The sequence below is a fragment of the Cupriavidus sp. H18C2 genome (assembly GCF_049393795.1).
GTDB lineage: Bacteria > Pseudomonadota > Gammaproteobacteria > Burkholderiales > Burkholderiaceae > Cupriavidus > Cupriavidus pauculus_C.
The window spans coordinates 332,352-348,718 of the sequence record NZ_CP186011.1 but is presented as its reverse complement, the minus strand read 5'-3'; the positions used below and the strand labels follow the sequence as shown (position 1 = coordinate 348,718).

The 16,367-nt window shown below is 70.0% G+C and carries 14 protein-coding genes; 6 read left to right on the top strand and 8 right to left on the bottom strand.

The genetic code is table 11. The features are described from left to right. The 5 genes from EPAKOI_RS18200 to dkgB all read right to left on the bottom strand — a co-directional run bounded on the left by EPAKOI_RS18200 (position 1) and on the right by dkgB (position 5,491). Positions 1 to 1,158, bottom strand: coding sequence for an efflux RND transporter periplasmic adaptor subunit (locus EPAKOI_RS18200; protein WP_124685358.1), 1,158 nt, complete (start codon positions 1,156 to 1,158; stop codon positions 1 to 3). A 2-nt stretch (positions 1,159 to 1,160) separates the two neighbouring features. Then, positions 1,161 to 2,567, bottom strand: a complete 1,407-nt coding sequence (locus EPAKOI_RS18195; protein ID WP_423194205.1) for a TolC family protein — start codon at positions 2,565 to 2,567, stop codon at positions 1,161 to 1,163. A 200-nt stretch (positions 2,568 to 2,767) separates the two neighbouring features. Then, the gene (locus tag EPAKOI_RS18190; RefSeq protein ID WP_124685360.1) at positions 2,768 to 3,202 is read right to left on the bottom strand and encodes an auxiliary protein of the heavy metal cation-transporting efflux system HmyCBA; all 435 of its coding nucleotides are present in this window, start codon (positions 3,200 to 3,202) and stop codon (positions 2,768 to 2,770) included. 244 nt (positions 3,203 to 3,446) lie between these two features. Beyond that, complete coding sequence (locus tag EPAKOI_RS18185) at positions 3,447 to 4,577, bottom strand: alkene reductase (RefSeq protein ID WP_423194204.1); 1,131 nt, start codon at positions 4,575 to 4,577, stop codon at positions 3,447 to 3,449. 110 nt (positions 4,578 to 4,687) lie between these two features. Continuing rightward, on the bottom strand, positions 4,688 to 5,491 hold the full coding sequence (dkgB, locus tag EPAKOI_RS18180) for a 2,5-didehydrogluconate reductase DkgB (RefSeq protein WP_423194203.1): 804 nt from the start codon (positions 5,489 to 5,491) through the stop codon (positions 4,688 to 4,690). Positions 5,492 to 5,721: 230 nt separating this feature from the next. Between dkgB and EPAKOI_RS18175 the strand changes: the two genes are divergently transcribed. Both EPAKOI_RS18175 and EPAKOI_RS18170 read left to right on the top strand, forming a co-directional pair. Beyond that, a complete protein-coding gene (locus EPAKOI_RS18175; protein ID WP_313837056.1) occupies positions 5,722 to 6,684 on the top strand; it encodes a tripartite tricarboxylate transporter substrate binding protein in 963 nt (320 codons plus the stop codon). A 148-nt stretch (positions 6,685 to 6,832) separates the two neighbouring features. Next, positions 6,833 to 8,365 carry a class I adenylate-forming enzyme family protein gene (locus EPAKOI_RS18170; protein WP_423194202.1) on the top strand — a complete coding sequence of 511 codons (1,533 nt, stop codon included), beginning with the start codon at positions 6,833 to 6,835 and terminating at the stop codon, positions 8,363 to 8,365. 21 nt (positions 8,366 to 8,386) lie between these two features. Here the strand turns inward: EPAKOI_RS18170 and EPAKOI_RS18165 are convergent, their stop codons facing one another. Beyond that, positions 8,387 to 9,289 carry a LysR substrate-binding domain-containing protein gene (locus EPAKOI_RS18165; protein WP_124685365.1) on the bottom strand — a complete coding sequence of 301 codons (903 nt, stop codon included), beginning with the start codon at positions 9,287 to 9,289 and terminating at the stop codon, positions 8,387 to 8,389. A 172-nt stretch (positions 9,290 to 9,461) separates the two neighbouring features. Here EPAKOI_RS18165 and EPAKOI_RS18160 point away from each other — a divergent pair, with 172 nt between their 5' ends. Continuing rightward, a complete protein-coding gene (locus tag EPAKOI_RS18160; RefSeq protein WP_423194201.1) occupies positions 9,462 to 10,259 on the top strand; it encodes an enoyl-CoA hydratase/isomerase family protein in 798 nt (265 codons plus the stop codon). Positions 10,260 to 10,700: 441 nt separating this feature from the next. Here EPAKOI_RS18160 and EPAKOI_RS18155 read toward each other — a convergent pair whose 3' ends face one another. Both EPAKOI_RS18155 and EPAKOI_RS18150 read right to left on the bottom strand, forming a co-directional pair. Beyond that, entirely contained in the window at positions 10,701 to 11,696 is a 996-nt protein-coding gene (locus EPAKOI_RS18155) for a tripartite tricarboxylate transporter substrate binding protein (RefSeq protein WP_423194200.1), read from the bottom strand. Then, entirely contained in the window at positions 11,693 to 13,222 is a 1,530-nt protein-coding gene (locus EPAKOI_RS18150) for a class I adenylate-forming enzyme family protein (protein ID WP_423194199.1), read from the bottom strand. The genes EPAKOI_RS18155 and EPAKOI_RS18150 overlap by 4 nt, the downstream gene beginning before the upstream one ends. Positions 13,223 to 13,476: 254 nt before the next feature. On the opposite strand from EPAKOI_RS18150, the gene EPAKOI_RS18145 reads away from it, so the two are divergent. From EPAKOI_RS18145 to EPAKOI_RS18135, 3 genes are read left to right on the top strand one after another with little or no spacing between them, the layout of a single operon-like run. Continuing rightward, on the top strand, positions 13,477 to 14,643 hold the full coding sequence (locus EPAKOI_RS18145; RefSeq protein ID WP_124685369.1) for a thiolase domain-containing protein: 1,167 nt from the start codon (positions 13,477 to 13,479) through the stop codon (positions 14,641 to 14,643). Positions 14,644 to 14,657: 14 nt separating this feature from the next. After that, positions 14,658 to 15,071: a Zn-ribbon domain-containing OB-fold protein gene (locus EPAKOI_RS18140; protein WP_423194198.1), complete on the top strand. Its 414-nt coding sequence runs from the start codon at positions 14,658 to 14,660 to the stop codon at positions 15,069 to 15,071. Then, entirely contained in the window at positions 15,068 to 16,357 is a 1,290-nt protein-coding gene (locus EPAKOI_RS18135; protein ID WP_423194197.1) for a CaiB/BaiF CoA transferase family protein, read from the top strand. The genes EPAKOI_RS18140 and EPAKOI_RS18135 overlap by 4 nt, the downstream gene beginning before the upstream one ends. The last annotated feature ends 10 nt before the right edge of the window (positions 16,358 to 16,367 follow it).

Sequence of the window (16,367 nt, the reverse complement as noted above, 5' to 3'; positions counted from 1 at the left end):
TTACCCCTGTTCCAGTCGCTTGCGCTCGTTGTCGAGGTGGAACGCGCCCTCCACGACCACGCGGTCGCCCGACTTGATGCCGCTCTGCACCACGCGCATGCCGTCGCTCTCCGAGCCCAGCTTCACCTTGGTCAGGCGGTACTGGCCCGGCGCGGTTTCCACGTACACCTGCTCGTCGTTGCCGTCACGCACCACGGCGGACCCCGGCACCACCAGCGTGTCCACCGGCTTGCCGGCGATCAGCATGCTGGCCAGCATGGCCGGCTTCAGGCGCCCTTCCTTGTTCTCCAGCTCGGTGCGGACCAGCACCGTGCGCGACTGCGGGTTCACGGTGCGGCCGACGTAGATCAGCTTGCCCGTGATGCGGCCGTTGCTGTTGGCCAGCGACGGCACCTCGATATCGACGGCCTGGCCCTCGGCCACCTGCGCGGCCTGCTGCTCGGGCACTTCGGCCACCACCCAGACGCGCGACAGGTCGGCCACGGTGTACAACGCGTCGGCCGGCTGCACCACCTGGCCCTGGGCCACGTTGCGCTCCACCACCGTGCCGTTGATGCTGGAGAACACCGGCGAATACGATTCGATGCTGCCGTTCTTGGCCAGCGTGGCAATGGCCTGCGCCGACATGCCCAGCACGCGCAGCTGGTCGCGGTAGGCGCGCATCTCGGCCGCGGCAATCGCGTACTCGCTCTGGCGGCGCTGCAGTTCGGCGCGGCCGATCACGTCGGCGTCGAACAGCTGGCGCGCGCGCTCGGCGTTGCGGGCCTGCAGCTCGTTCTGCGCCTCGGCCTTCAGGAAGGCCATCTGCGCGGCGCCCAGTTCGCTGCTGTGCAGGCGCGCCAGCACCTGGCCGGCCTTCACTTCCTGGCCCAGGATGGCGTACAGGTCGGTCACGCGGCCGGTAACGGTGGCGCCGATGCGCGACACGCGCTGTTCGTCGAAGTCGACGCGGCCGGCCACGCGCAGCATCTCGCTGAACGGGGACGTGGCCACCACGGCCACCTTGAGGGTCTTCTGGAGGTTTTCTTCGGGCTTGACCACGCCGGGCGGCAGCTTGGGCGCCTCGGCAACGGCTTCGGGCTCCTTGGAGCAGCCGGCCAGCGACAGCGCCAGCACAACGGCGGCGGCAATGGAAAGCAGGGAATGGTTGGGGCGCATGGTCAGTTCAGATTCGGGGATACAGGCATGGAGGGCGCGGGGCCGGTGGGGGCACCGGGCGTGGCCGACATGAGCTTTTCAATCTGGATGGCGGCGATCTGCATCTCGTACTGCGCGTTGATCAGCTCGGTGCGCGCATTGCGCAGCACGCGCTGCGCGTCCAGGTAGTCCAGGATGCCGCGCTCGCCAAAGCGGTAGGCGGCTTCCGCCACGCCCAGCGCCGACTCGGCCTCGCGCACGATGCCCGATTCGAGCGCCGTGACCTGGGCCTGCGTGATCTCGTACTGCTGGAACGCGGTGTCCAGCTCCTGGGTCAGTTCGAACTCGCGCGCTTCCAGCGCGGTGCGCGCCTGCGTGGCCTGCGCCGTGGCCTCGCCCACGGGGCCGCTGCGGCGGTCCCAGAGCGGAATCGTCATCACCAGGCCGATCTGCGAGACGTTGTTGTCCGGCTGGCGGTCGGTGCTGGCCCGCAGCGCCACCTCGGGCAGCCGCAGCGAGCGCTGGTAATCCACGCCCAGCCGCGCGCGTTCCAGTTCGCTGCGGCGCTGGATCAGCTCGGCGTTGTTGGCCTGCATGGTGTCGCGCAGCACGGCCAGCGTGGGGATGTCGGGCGTGTTGGCCAGGCTGCCGTGCAGCCCATAGCGCATCGGCATGGCGCCGCCCACCTGCTGGCGCAGCGATGCCTTGGCCTGCTCCACGCGCAGCTCGGCGGTCTGCAGCGTCTTCTGCGCGGCCAGCAGTTCGGTATCGGCCTTGATCAGTTCGTAGCGCGGCGCCTCGCCCACGTCCACGCGCACCTTGGCGCGTTCCTGGATCTGGCGCATCAGGTTCAGGTCCTCGCGCGCGGCGGCCAGTTCGGTCTCGCGGCGCAGCACCTGGTAGTACGACGTCTTCACGCGTGCGGCCAGTTCGGCACGAAAGCTCAGCCGCTGCGCCTCGGTCGCCTCCAGCCCGCGGCCCGCCATGCGCTCGCGCAGGCTGCGCTGGTTCGGATAGTCGAATTTCTGGACCACGGCATACGACGGCGCGTTGCCGCTGGCCACACCCGGCTGCTTGCCGGACAGGCGCCCGTACATCACTTCCACCTGCGGGTTCGGATACGCGCGCGACGTGGTGATGGCCGCGGTGGCGGCATCCACGTTCGCCTGCGCCGCTTCCACGCCCTTGTTGGTCGATTGGGCGAGTTCCAGCAGTTGGGACAATTCGAAGGTTTCGGCCGCGGGCGTGGTGGCGCGCGGCATGGCCTTGGCGGCCAGGAGCTGCGTGGACGGCCGCATGGACGACGCCGGGGCGGCGTCCGGCTGGGACTTCGACGCAGCGGCGCCGCCCGGCACCGGCTGGGCGGCCCAGACCGGCGCCGCCAATAGCGACAGCGACGCGACCCAGGTCAACGTTTTCTTGGTCTTCATGTCGGAAAGGTTCTAACGGTACGGCTGCCCGGCAACCCACGCCGCACCGTGCCGCCATGCGGGCCGGGCGTCAGTTCAGGACACCGGGTGCATTGACAGGCAGGGCACGCCGCGACACACGCGGTTCGCGGACAGATCGGGGGCGCAAGGGCAAGGAAAGCGCGCCACCCGGCAGGAACGCCGGGCGGGGGCCTGGAGAATCAGGCGCGCAGGTTGGGCGGGCGGAACAGCCCTTCGGATTCGAACGTGGTGCGGGCCGTGGGCGCCAGGAACAGGTCGTCCACGGACAGGCCAGGCTTGAAGGTGGGCAGCACGAACAGCGCGCTGGTTTCGTCCACCGCGTCGAACAGGTCGAGCGGGTCGAGCAGGTCGGCGGACCAGATGTTGCAGTAGCCCGGCGGCGGGCCGTCATCGGCCACGTCGTCGGCGCCGTAGTCGGGGTCGCCCGGCAGCACGAGCTGCGACAGGTCGTCGCCGGTGGCCAGCATCGCGTAATCGGGCGTCTCGGTCGTCATGCCGGCCGCCGCCTCGATCGCGGCATCGACCTGCGCGTCCGCGCGCACGTTCGCCGCTGCCGTGAACGACAGCGCGGACAGGCACAGGGCAGTCAGCAGGAAGAGGACGAAACGTAACAAGATGGGGGCGCGATTGCAGACAATTGCGAACAATGCCGAATATGCATTGCTGCGGGACAGCATTGTAACCGAACGCAACATGGACTCGTAAAACGGCCATGAGTTCCAGCCTGCCGGCTGCCGGCACGACTCTTATTCGTCACAAATTGGCCGGAAAGCGGTGCCTGGCGTGCAAAAGCTGCAAAGCGAGATAACCGGAAAAAAGCCGGCGCGCAGGCGTCCGGCTCTCTGCTTCCCCCGGCCGTCAGGCAGCCTTGGCGTCCAGCGCCGGGTAGTCGGTCAGGCCACGGGCGCCGCCGCCAAACAGCGTGTCGCGGTCGTGCAGGGCCAGCGGCGCGCCGGTCCGCAGCCGCTCGGGCAGGTCCGGGTTGGCCACGAACGGCCGGCCGAACGCGATCAGGTCCGCCCAGCCTTCGCGCAGCGCCGCGTCGGCACGCTCGGCCGTGTACTTGCCGGCGTAGATCAGCGTGCCGGGGAACACCTCGCGCAGGCGCTGCTTGAACGCCAGCGGCATGTGCGGCGCATCTTCCCAGTCGGCTTCGGCAATGTGAAGGTAGCCCACGCCAAGCTCGCCCAGCAGCCGGGCGGCCGCCGTGTAGGTGGTCTCGGGATCGGCATCGACGCAGCCATTGAGCGTGGTCAGCGGGGCCAGCCGGATGCCGACGCGCGTCCGGTCGCCGGTGCCCTCGATCAGCGCCTGCGCCACTTCGCCCAGAAAACGCAGCCGGTTTTCCAGCGAGCCGCCATAGGCGTCCGTGCGGAGGTTGGCGCCGGAATCGATGAACTGGTTGACCAGGTAGCCGTTGGCCGCGTGCAGCTCCACGCCGTCAAAGCCGGCTTCCATGGCATGGCGGGCCGCCTGGCGGAACTGGTCGACAATCGCCTGGATCTCGTCCACGGCCAGCGCGCGCGGCGCCGACGCCTGCACGAATCCCGGCGTGCCGTCCTGGCCGGCGGCAAAGACGTTCACGCCAGTGGCCTGGATGGCCGACGACGACACCGGCGACTGCCCGCCCAGCAGGCTGGTGTGGCTCAGCCGGCCCACGTGCCAGAGCTGCGCGAAGATGCGCCCGCCCGCCGCGTGCACGGCCGACGTGACCTTGCGCCAGCCGGCCACCTGCTCCGGCGTATGAATGCCCGGCGTCCACGCATAGCCCTTGCCCAGCGGGGCAATCCACGTGCCCTCGGCCACGATCAGCCCGGCGCTGGCGCGCTGGGCGTAGTACGCGGCCATCAGGTCGTTGGCCACGTCGCCGGGCTGGCTGGCGCGCGAGCGCGTCATCGGCGGCATGACGATCCGGTTGGGCAGCGTCAGGCTGCCGAGCTGGTGGGGCTGGAACAGCGGCGCGGCGGTATCGATCGGGGAAGTAGGCATCGGAAACTCCTGTTAACCATTCGGAATGGTCACAGTGTGCCCGCTGCGCTCTTGCGGATTAAGCCTTGAATCGACGAAATACCTTTGAAACGGGATCAACAATCGCCCATTCAGTCCCACTGCGGCGCCAGGCCGTCCGGGCTCACTTCGCGGCCATTGCGCTCCAGCGCGGCGATGGCGGCCAGGTCGGCATCGTCCAGCTTCAGGTCGCGCGCCAGCAGGTTGCTGGCCAGGTTCTCGCGCCGCGTGGACGACGGGATCACCGCGTAGCCAAGCTGCAGCGCCCAGGCCAGCGTCACCTGCGCCACCGTGGCGTGGTGCTTGTCGGCAATGCGCGCCAGCACGGGGTCCTTCAGCACCTTGCCGTAGGCCAGCGTCATGTACGACGTCACGGCGATGCCCTGCTCCTGCAGGAACGCCGCCAGCTTGCGGTTCTGCAGGTACGGGCTCAGTTCGATCTGGTTGGTGGCGATCTGCCCGGCGCCCACTACGTCGATGGCCTGGCGCGTCAGGTCGATATTGAAGTTGGACACGCCGATCTGGCGCGTCAGCCCCTGCGCCTTGGCGTCCGCCAGCGCGGCCATGAACTCGGGCAGCGGCACGCCGTTGCCGGGCGCAGGCCAGTGGATCAGCGTCAGGTCGACGTAGTCGGTCCGCAGCTTGTCCAGGCTCTCGCGCAGGCTGGGCACGAGCTTGTCGGCCGCGTAGTTGGCCGTCCAGATCTTGGTGGTCACGAACAGATCGCCGCGCGCCACGCCGCTTTCGGCCAGCGCCTGGCCCACGTCGGCCTCGTTGCCGTAGATCTGGGCCGTATCGACGGCGCGATAGCCAAGTTCCAGTGCCTGGCGCACCGAGTCCACGGCCGCCTGGCCGGTCAGACGGAACGTGCCGACGCCGAAGGATGGGATGCTCATGGGTCAACTCCTGTGATGGGAAAGCGGCATCTCGCCGCGGATGACGCAGTGTGCCGGATCGGCCGTTGCGGATTAAGCCGCGTATCGACGAATCACCATTGAGCCGGAATCAACAATCGGCCGCCCCGCTGTTATCGCATCCTCGAAGGCCGCCTTCTTGAAATGCAAATTGCCTGGGGGGCGGCGCTGCCGCACAGTCTGCTCCCACAATCCTGAAAAAGGAGGAGACGATGCTGCGAATCATGCTGGCCGGCGCGGTACTGGCGCTGGCCCAAGGGACGGCGCTGGCCGACACCTATCCCGCGCGCCCTGTGCGGCTGCTGGTCGGCTACGCGCCGGGCGGCCCGGTGGACACGGCCGCGCGCATCTACGCCGACTACATGGGCCGGGTGCTCAAGCAGCCGGTGGTCGTGGACAACCGCGCCGGGGCCAGCGGCGCCATTGCCGCCGGCATGACCACGAGCGCGAAGCCCGACGGCTACACGCTCTACTTCGTGGCCAGCCCCACCATGACAATGACCCCGCTGATCCAGAAGTCGGTCAGCTTCAAGCCCGCGCAGGACTTCAGCTACGTGGGGCTGATCACCGACTACACCAACGTCCTGCTGCTGAACAAGGACTTCCCGGCCAAGAACGTCGACGAACTGGTGGCCTACGCGCGCAAGCATCCGGGCGAGGTCAGCTACGGGTCGGCCGGCGTGGGCGCGTCAAACCACCTGTCGGCCGAGTTGCTGGCGCAGATGACCGGCGTGAAGATGCTGCACGTGCCGTACAAGGGCAACGCGCCGGCCATGGCCGACGTGATGAGCGGCAAGGTCACGTTCATGTTCGACATCACCGGCACCGCCATCGGCCACATCCAGGGCGGCAAGGTGCGCGCGCTGGCCGTCACGTCGAAGACGCGCAACGCCGCGCTGCCGACCGTGCCGACGCTGGTGGAATCGGGCCTCAAGCAGTACGACCTGACCGGCTGGTACGGCCTGGTCGGCCCGCCGGGCATGCCTGCCGACGTGGTGGACCGGCTGGTCAAGGCCCAGCAGGCCGTGGGACAGGACCCCGCGTTCCGCACGCGCATGACGGAGGTGGGCTACGACCTGAACATCACCGGCCCGGCGCCGCTGCAGGACCGCATCAAGCGCGAACTGGCGCTGTGGGGCAACGTGGTGAAGACCGCCGGCATCGAGGTGGAATAGCGCTGCGCGTGGGGCTTCCGCCGGGCCGAAGCGCCGCTTTCCCGATCACGAATTGCGGGGCCGGCAAGGCCGCCCCTACACTGCGACATGCCGGAAAGCCTCCGGCCCGGACGACCCCGAATCCCCCTTCGAAAAGGACTTCAGCGAGATGCCGCAGGACCGAGCCAGCGCCACCCGCATCAGCGACATCGCCCGCCACTGGGCCACCCAGGCCCCGGCCAACGTGGCCGTGCTGGAAGGCGAGCGGACCGTCACGTTCGCGCAGCTCTGGCACGCCGTGGGGCTGGCGCGCGACTATCTGGCCGCGCAGGGCGTGGACACCGGCGACCGCGTGATGATCATTGGCGAGAACTGCCTGGCCGTGATCACGCTGGTCTTTGCGCTATCGGAAATCGGCGCCTGGCCCGTGGTGACGAACGCACGGCTCACGGCGCGCGAGATCGAGGAAATCCGCGCCCACTGCACGCCGCGCCTGATGCTGTTCACCCACGCGGCCTCGCCCGACGCGCTGCGGCACGGCCTGCGCTACCGCGCGCGCGAGATCGCCCCGGCCGGGCTCGGGCCGCTGATGGCCGCCGATGTCGATACCAGCAGCGCCCGCGAACCGGCCGACGTGGCGCGCGACGTGGCCGCGCTGATCTACACGTCCGGCACCACCGGCCAGCCCAAGGGCGTGATGGTCACCCACCGCGGCCTGCTGCACTACGCGCGCGTCACGGCCGACACGCGTGGCATCGGCCCCGGCGACTGTGCCTACGCGGTAATGCCGATGTCCCATATCTTCGGGCTGGCCACGCTGCTGCTGGCCACGTTCCAGGGCGGTGGCAGCCTGTACCTGGTGGCGCGCTTCAACGTCAACGACGCCTGCGCCGCGCTGCAGCGCGAGGCCATCTCGATCCTGCAGGGCGTGCCGGCCATGTTCAGCCGCATCCTGGCGCACCTGCACAAGCAGGGCATTGCCACGCTGCCCACGCGGCGGCTGCGCTACCTGTACACGGGCGGCGGGCCGCTGGAGCCCACGCTCAAGCGCAACGTCGAGACCCTGTTCGGCCAGCCGCTGCACCATGGCTACGGCATGACCGAGTACGCGGGCTCGCTGTTCATCACGCGGATGGATCGCCCGCGCAGCGACTGCTCGGCCGGCGAGATTGTCGAAGGCGCGGCGCTGCGCATCGTCGGCCCGGACGGCGAGCCCGTGCCGGCCGGCACGCCCGGCGAGCTGTGGGTCAAGGGCCCGGGCGTGATGCGCGGCTACTACCGCGCGCCGGCGCAGACGGCCGAGGCGCTGCGCCCGGACGGCTGGCTCAACACCGGCGACATCGGCCGGCTTGGCCCCGACGGCGCGCTGTACATCGTCGGCCGCACGCGCGACCTGATCATCCGCTCGGGCTTTAGCGTCTACCCGATCGAGGTGGAATCGGTCATCAACGGGCACCCGTCGGTGCGGCTGTCGGCCGTGGTGGGCCGCCCGGCCGCCGACGGCAACGAGGAAGTGGTGGCGTTTGTGGAACTGCGCGACGGCGAGACGTTCGACGCGGCCGCGCTGCACGCCTACCTGGCCGAGCGGCTGTCGCCGTACAAGCGCCCGGCGCGCATCGTGCGCGTGCCGGCCATCCCCACCACCGCCAGCGGCAAGCTGCACAAGCACCAGTTGCGCGGCATGCTGGCGGAGCTGGCCTAGCGCAGCCGGGCGCGCGCCAACTCAGGCCGGCTCGCCGGTGCCGTCCGCCACCAGCAGGTCCACCAGCTTGCGCGCGAACACCGGCAGCGCGTCCAGGTCCGCCACGCAGATCTGCAGCTTGCGCTCGGCCCAGTCATCCTCGATCTGCACGATGTTGAGCGCCATGGTCTGCGCATGGCGGCGCGCCGTGCTTTCCGGCAGCACGCCAATGCCGACGTTGGCCTCGATCATGCGGGCGGCGGTCTCGAAGTTGCTGACCTGGATGCGCCAGTGCAGCGTGCGCTGCAGGTCGGCGGCGGCGCGCTTCAGGAAGTTGTGGATCGCACTTTCCTCGGGCAGGCCGATGAAGTCGTAGTCCAGCGTCTCCACGAACCGCACGCGCTTGCGCTGCGCCAGCGCGTGGCTCAGCGCCGTGGCCAGCACCAGGCGGTCGCGCCGGTAAGGCATCACCTCCAGCCCTTCCATGTTCACGCCGCTGGCCGCGATGCCGATATCGACCATGCCTTCCTGCACGGCCCGCACGATGTCGGGGCTCAGCCGTTCGCGGATGTCGACGGTCACATCGGGATGGTTGACCAGGTACGTACGCAGCACGCCGGGCAGGAATTCGCTCATGGCCGTGGTGTTGGCGAACACGCGCACGTGGCCCTTGATGCCCGACGCGTACTCCTGCAGGTCGCCGCTCAACTGCTCGATCTGGCGCAGCACGCGGCGCGCGTGGGCCAGCAGCGTCTCGCCGGCCGGCGTGACCTTCACGCCCTGGCTGCTGCGGCTCAGCAGCTTCACGCCCACCTGCTCTTCCAGGTTCTTGATGCGCGTGCTGGCCGCCGGCAGCGACAGGTGGCAACGTTCTGCACCGCGGGTCAGGCTGCTGGCTTCCGCGATATGCGTGAAGAGGTTCAGATCGACCAGATCGAAGCGCATGACGTTGTCTCCCGGGGTGGTCGGCGATTATCCCCCGAACCGCCGCCCCTTCGCCATGCTCGCAACTACGGGGGGACTTCGCGGCAGGCGAATGCCGGATTCCGAACATCGGAATAGCCGCGCCGCCACGCATCGTTCAAGCTGTGCCATCGAACGCGCCCGGAGACAAGGCATGACCGAGGAACACACGCTGCTGGTGGACGTCGCGGACGGCGTGGCCACGTTGACGCTGAACCGCCCGCAGCAGAAGAACGCGCTGAACGGCCCGATCCGCGATGCGCTGCGCGAGGCCGTGCAGAACATCCGCGCCAACCGCGACGTGCGCGCCGTGGTGCTGCGCGGCGCCGGCACCGACTTCTGCGCCGGCGGCGACATCCGCGCAATGAACGTGGCCGCCGCCGACGCCGGCCGCAACCGCATGGACGATCTGCACGGCTGGATCGCCCTGCTCGCCGACCTGGACCGCCCCGTGGTGGCCGCGGTGGACGGCGTGGCCTACGGCGCCGGCTTCAGCCTGGCGCTGCTGGCCGACTTCATCGTCGCCACGCCGCGCGCGCGGTTCTGCATGCCATTCATGAAAGTGGGCCTGGTGCCCGACTGCGGCGCGCTGTACACGCTGCCGCGCGTGGTCGGCATGGCCCGCGCGCGCGACCTCGTCTTCAGCGCGCGAGAGATCGGCGCCGAGGAAGCGCGCCAGATCGGCGCCGTCTTCGAGATCGTGCCCGCGGAACGGCTGCACGCCCGCGCAGACCAGCTCGCCCGCGCCATGGCCGCCGCCTCGCCGGTGGCCTTCGCCCTGACCAAGCGCGCACTGCACCAGTCCCTGGGCAACGACGTGCGCGGCATGCTGGAACTGGAATCGCTCGGGCAAGGCATTGCGTTCACCACCGACTACCACCACGAGGCAGTCAGGCGCTTCAAGGAAAAGGAGCCGCCGCTGTTCCGGTGGCCGGGGGCGGAAGGCGGGTAGTGGTTCTTGCTGGCTGGGCTGGGGGCTCTACTGGGACTGGTCGGCAAGCAGACCCTCGACGCCCTCTCCCCCAACCCCTCTCCCACGCGTGGGAGAGGGGAGCGCATAGCGGCGGGCGTGCCTGCTGCTGACGGCTCAAACCCCGCCGGTCTGCTCCCTCTCCCACGCCGTAAAAAAGGCAGCGCATAGCGGCGGGCATGCCTGCTGCTGATGGCTCAAACCCCGCCGGTCTGCTCCCCTCTCCCGCCGTGCGGGAGAGGGGGCGGGGGTGAGGGCATGGCAGTTCAAACCATCTCCCACGCCGTAAAAAAGGCAGCGCATAGCGGCGGGCATGCCTGCTGCTGACGGCTCAAACCCCGCCGGTCTGCTCCCCTCTCCCGCCGTGCGGGAGAGGGGCTGGGGGAGAGGGCCAGCCGTCCAACCTGCGACGCCGCCCAAACCTCACCCCGCCGTGATCGCCGCGGTCTGAATCACCTTGCGCCATTTGGCGATCTCGGCATGCAGCCGGTCGCGCATCTGGGCCTGGGTGCCCGCGTCGGCCTCGGCGCCGGCCTGCAGCAGGCGCTGCTTGACGGCGGGGTCCTTCATGGCGACGTTGAAGTCGGCATTGATCTTGTCCAGCACGGCCTTGGGCGTCTGGGCTGGCGCGAACAGCGCGGCCCAGGAATACGCCTCGTAGCCGGGCAGGCCCGACTCGGCCACGGTGGGCACGTCGGGCAGCATGCCCGAGCGCTGGCGGCTGGCCACGCCCAGTACCTTGATGCGGCCCGACTTGATGTGCTGCAGCGCGGTCGGCGCATCGCTGAACATCAGTTGCACCTGGCCGCCCAGCAGGTCGTTCATGGCCGGGCCGCTGCCCTTGTACGGCACGTGCTGCAGCTTGGTGCCAGCCTCGATATTGAACAGTTCGCCCGCCAGGTGCGTGCCGCCGCCGTTGCCCGACGACCCGTAGGCCAGCGTGTGCCCCGCCTTCGCGTACGCGACCAGTTCCTTGATGTTGCTGGCCGGCACCGACGGGTGGGCCACCACGAACACCGGAAACATCGCCGCAAAGCTGACCGGGGCGAAGTCCTTCTCGATGTCGTATGGCAGCTTGCCCATCAGCGACGGGTTCACCGCATGGTGGATCGATCCCAGGAACAGCGTGTAGCCGTCCGGTGCCTCCTTCGCCGCGATGGCGGCGCCGATCGTGCCGCCGGCGCCGGCGCGGTTGTCGATGACCATCGGCTGCTTCCAGATCTCGCCGAGCTTCTGGCTTGCGATGCGCGCGGTGCTGTCCACCGGGCCGCCTGGCGGAAACGGCACGATCAGGCGCACCGGCTTGGCGGGCCAGGCATCGGCCGCCAGCGCCGCGAACGGGTGTGCCACGGCGCCGAACAGGCCGGCCGCCATCAGCCGCCGGCGCAGGGCGGAAGGCGCTTGGAAAGAGCGGGTCATGCGGGGTCTCCTTGGGTCAACATCGAGCCGGCCTGCTCCTGCAGCACGCGCTTGAGGATCTTGCCGTTGTTATTGGTGGGCAGTTCGGGCAGCGCCACGATGCGCGCGGGCCGCTTGTAAGGCGCCAGCCGCTCGCGCAGGTGGCCGTGCAGCGCGGCGGTGTCCAGGCCGGCGCCCGGGCGCAGCTCGACGAACGCGACGATTTCCTCGTTGCCGTCCTGCTCCGGGCAGCCAACTACGGCGCTGCGCTGGATGCTCGGATGCGCGTTCAGCGCCGTCTCCACCTCGGCCGGATAGACGTTGAAGCCCGAGCGGATGATCATTTCCTTGAGCCGGCCGACCACGAACAGCGCGCCGTCGGCGTGCATCTCGCCCAGGTCGCCGCTGGCGTACCAGCCCCCTTCGCGCATGACCGCCGCCGTGGCGGCCGCATCGCGGAAGTAGCCGGGCATCAGCCCCCGCCCGCGCAGCCATAGTTCGCCGCGCGTGCCCAGCGGCAGCGGCTGGCCCGTCACGCTGTCGGTGACCTGCACCTCGGCCTCGGCCACCGCGTAGCCGGCGCTGGTATCGGGCCGCTGCTCGCCCAGCCGCGTCACGTGGACGGATCCGGCGTACTCGGACAGCCCGTAGCCGTGGTGCAGCGCCAGACCGAACATCGCCTCCACGCGGCGCTTCAGCGACAGGTCCAGCGGCCCGGCGCCCGTGTAGAGGTAGCGCAGCGCCGGCGCCACCGGCTGGTCGATGCCCTGCTCCTGCAGGTAGGCCAGCAGCCGCGAGAACAGCGTGGGCGGGCCCTGGAGCTGCGATACGCCGTGCTGGGCCAGCGCGTCGAGCAGGTCCGCCGGGTCGAACTGCGGACGCATCACAAGCTGCGCGCCGGCCAGCAGCGAGCTGAGCAGCACCGTGCCCAGGCCGAAGATGTGCGTCATCGGCACGAACGCATAGCTGCGGTCGGCGGGCCCCAGCGCGCGGGCGTCGCGCGTGACGCGGGCGAAGTGGATCAGCGCGTCGTGGGTCAGCATCACGCCCTTGGGCGCGCCCGTGGTGCCGGACGTGAAGATCAGCGCGGCCACCGCGTCGCGCAGCGGCTGCGGCTCGGGCGTGGCATCGGCACGCACCGGGCCGCGCTGCATGCCCGGCAGCGCCGATGCCACCGCGCCGAAGCGGCTGGCATGGCCGGCGGCAGCGCGCGACGCCGCCGCCGTGAAATAGACCACGCGGGCATCGGCCTTGGCGGCGAAGGCGTCGATCTCGGCCGGCGCCATCCGCGCGTTGACGCCGCAGGACCACGCGCCCACGCGGCTGCACGCCAGGATCAGCGCGGCGTGCTCGGGGCAGTTCTCGGCCACCACCATCACGCGGTCGCCAGGCCGCACGTCGAGCGTGCGCAGCTCGGCCTCGGCGGTGGCGGTCAGCGCGCCGAGCGCGGCAAAGTCCAGCGTGCGGCCGTCCGGCAGGTGGATGAACGGCTGGCCGGGCGCCTGGGCCAGCCAGTGGTCGAGCAGTTGATGGATCCGCTTGGTCACGCCTGCCGTCCTTTACGAATGCGATGAAGAAGTCCGCGCAGCATGAGCCGAAAGCCCGCACGCCGCCATTCGTAAATCACAAGGGGCGGCTTTGCCGGCCTGAAAGCGCGCCAGCGGGGCGCCGGGCGGCATTTTGCGATCCGGAAGGCCGGATTCGGCATTCTCGAACCGGCGCGGCGCGCCGGCCCCTAGAATCGGCCAGATCGGCTTGCATACGCGGCACGGCAGCCAGGACATTGGAGGAAGACCCACGCATGACAATCCACGGCAAGGCATACATCGTCGGGGCCTACGAGCACCCGACCCGCAAGGCACCGGACAAGACCGTGCCCCAGCTTCACGCCGAGGCCGCGCGCGGCGCGCTGCAGGACGCCGGCCTGACGCTGGCCGACGTCGACGGCTACTTCTGCGCCGGCGACGCGCCCGGGCTTGGCATGGTCAACATGGTCGACTACCTGGGCCTGAACGTGCGCCACGTCGACTCCAGCGAGATGGGCGGCTCGTCGTATATCGCGCACGTGTCGCACGCCGCGCAGGCCATCGCCGCCGGCAAGTGCGACGTGGCACTGATCACGCTGGCCGGCCGGCCGCGCTCCGAGGGCTCCAGCGGCACGCAGGCGCGCAACTGGGGCGCCAACCTGCCCGACCAGCCATTCGAGGCACCGTACAGCCCGGTGACTGTCAATCTCTACGCGATGGTGGCGCAGCGCCACATGCACGAGTTCGGCACCACGCCGGAGCAGCTCGCGTGGATCAAGGTGGCCGCGTCGCACCATGCGCAGCACAACCCCAACGCAATGCTGCGCGAACTGGTGACCGTCGAGGACGTGCTGAATTCGCCGATGATCTCAGACCCGCTGCACCGGCTGGACTGCTGCGTGGTGTCCGACGGCGGCGGCGCGCTGGTCGTGGCCCGCCCGGAAATCGCCGCGAAGCTGAACCGCCCGCGCATCAAGGTGCTGGGCGCCGGCGAGCACGTGAAGGGGCTGCTGGGCGGCGAGGTGGACCTGTCGTGGTCGGCCGCGCGCGTGTCGGGCGCGGCGGCGTTCGAGGAAGCCCGTGTCAAGCCGTCGGACATCCAGTACGCGTCGATCTATGACAGCTTCACGATCACCGTGCTGATGCAGCTGGAAGACCTGGGGTTCTGCCGCAAGGGCGAAGGCGGCCGGTTCGTGATGGACGGCAACCTGATCGCCGGCGTGGGCCGGATGCCGGTCAACACCGACGGCGGCGGCCTGTGCAACAACCACCCGGCCAACCGCGGCGGCATCACCAAGGTGATCGAGGCCGTGCGCCAGCTGCGCGGCGAGGCCCATCCCGCCGTGCAGGTCAGGAACTGCCAGCTGGCGCTGGCGCAGGGCACGGGCGGCTACATGGGCTCGCGCCACGGCTCCGCCACCCTGATCCTCGAACGCGAATAGCCCGGACGCCTACCATGACCACTCCCTACGTTCCCACCGTCCACAAGGCCCCGGACGAGTTGCCCGACAACGCCGCGTTCTGGCAGGCCGCCCGCGACGGCAAGCTGCTGGTGCGCCACTGCAAGGCGTGCGGCAAGCCTCACTGGTACCCGCGCGCGCTGTGCCCGTTCTGCCTGGGCGATACCGACTGGAAGACCGCCAGCGGCCTGGGCGAGATCTACTCGTTCAGCATCACGCGCCGCGCCGGCCCGCATCCGTTCTGCATCGCCTACGTGAAGCTGGACGAAGGCATCACGATGATGACCCACATCGTCGATACCGATCTGGACACGGTACGCATCGGCCAGCGCGTCAGGGTGCGGTTTGCCGAGACCGACGGCGGCGCGCCGGTGCCGGTGTTCGCGCCGGTCGACCAGGCGCCGGCATGACGTCGGCCGCCGCCTCGCCCGGCTTGCCGCCGCCGTCCGCGCGCACCGGCGCGCTGAGCCATCTGCGCGTGCTGGACCTGTCGCGCGTGCTGGCCGGCCCCTGGTGTACCCAGAACCTGGCCGACCTGGGCGCCGACGTGATCAAGATCGAGAAGCCCGGCGCGGGCGACGACACGCGCCACTGGGGCCCGCCGTACCTGCACGGCGAGGACGGCCCCACGCCGCAGGCCAGCTACTTTGCCGCGTGCAACCGCAACAAGCGATCGGTGACCGTGGACATCGCCACGCCCGACGGCCAGCGGCTGGTGCGCGAGCTGGCGGCCCGCAGCGACGTGGTGATCGAGAACTACAAGACCGGCGGGCTGAAGCGCTACGGGCTGGACTACGACACGCTGGCCGCGCTGAATCCGCGCCTGATCTACTGTTCGATCACGGGCTTCGGCCAGACCGGGCCCTATGCGGCGCGGCCCGGCTACGACCTGCTGGTGCAGGCGATGAGCGGGCTGATGAGCATCACGGGCCAGCCCGATGGCGAGCCCGGCGAAGGGCCGCTGCGCGTGGGCGTGGCCGTGATCGACGTGTTCACGGGCATGTACGCCACCACGGCCATCCTGGGCGCGCTGGAAGCGCGGCACCACACGGGGCGCGGCCAGCGCATCGACATCGCGCTGCTGGACGTGGCCATGGCCGTGCTGGCCAACCAGGGCGCCGGCTACCTGAACGCGGGCGTGGTGCCCGCGCGGCAGGGCAACGTGCATCCCAGCGTCGTGCCGTACCAGGACTTTCCGACGCAGGACGGCAAGATGCTGCTGGCGATCGGCAACGACGGGCAGTTCGCACGCTTCTGCGAGGTAGCCGATGTGGACTGGGCGCGCGACGCGCGCTACGCCACCAACAGCGCCCGCGTCACGCATCGGGCGACGCTGATACCGATGATGAACGCGGTCACGCGCGGCAAGGCCACGCATGAGTGGATTGCCCTGCTGGAGGCGGCGTCGGTGCCGTGCGGGCCGATCAACGACATCGGCCAGGCGTTCGCGGACGAACAGGTGCGGCACCGGGGCCTGCGCGTGGAGCAGTACCGTTACGCCGACGGGGCGCAGCCGGCGTCCGACCCCATCAACCGGATCTGCAGCACGGCCAGCCCGCTGCGCCTGTCGGACACGCCGCCCACGCTGCGCCACGCGCCGCCCGCGCTGGGCCAGCACACCGATGAGGTGCTGCGCGAGTGCCTGGGGCTGCGCGAGCAGGACGTGGCGGCGCTGCGGGCGCGCGGCGTGCTGTAGACGCGCCGGC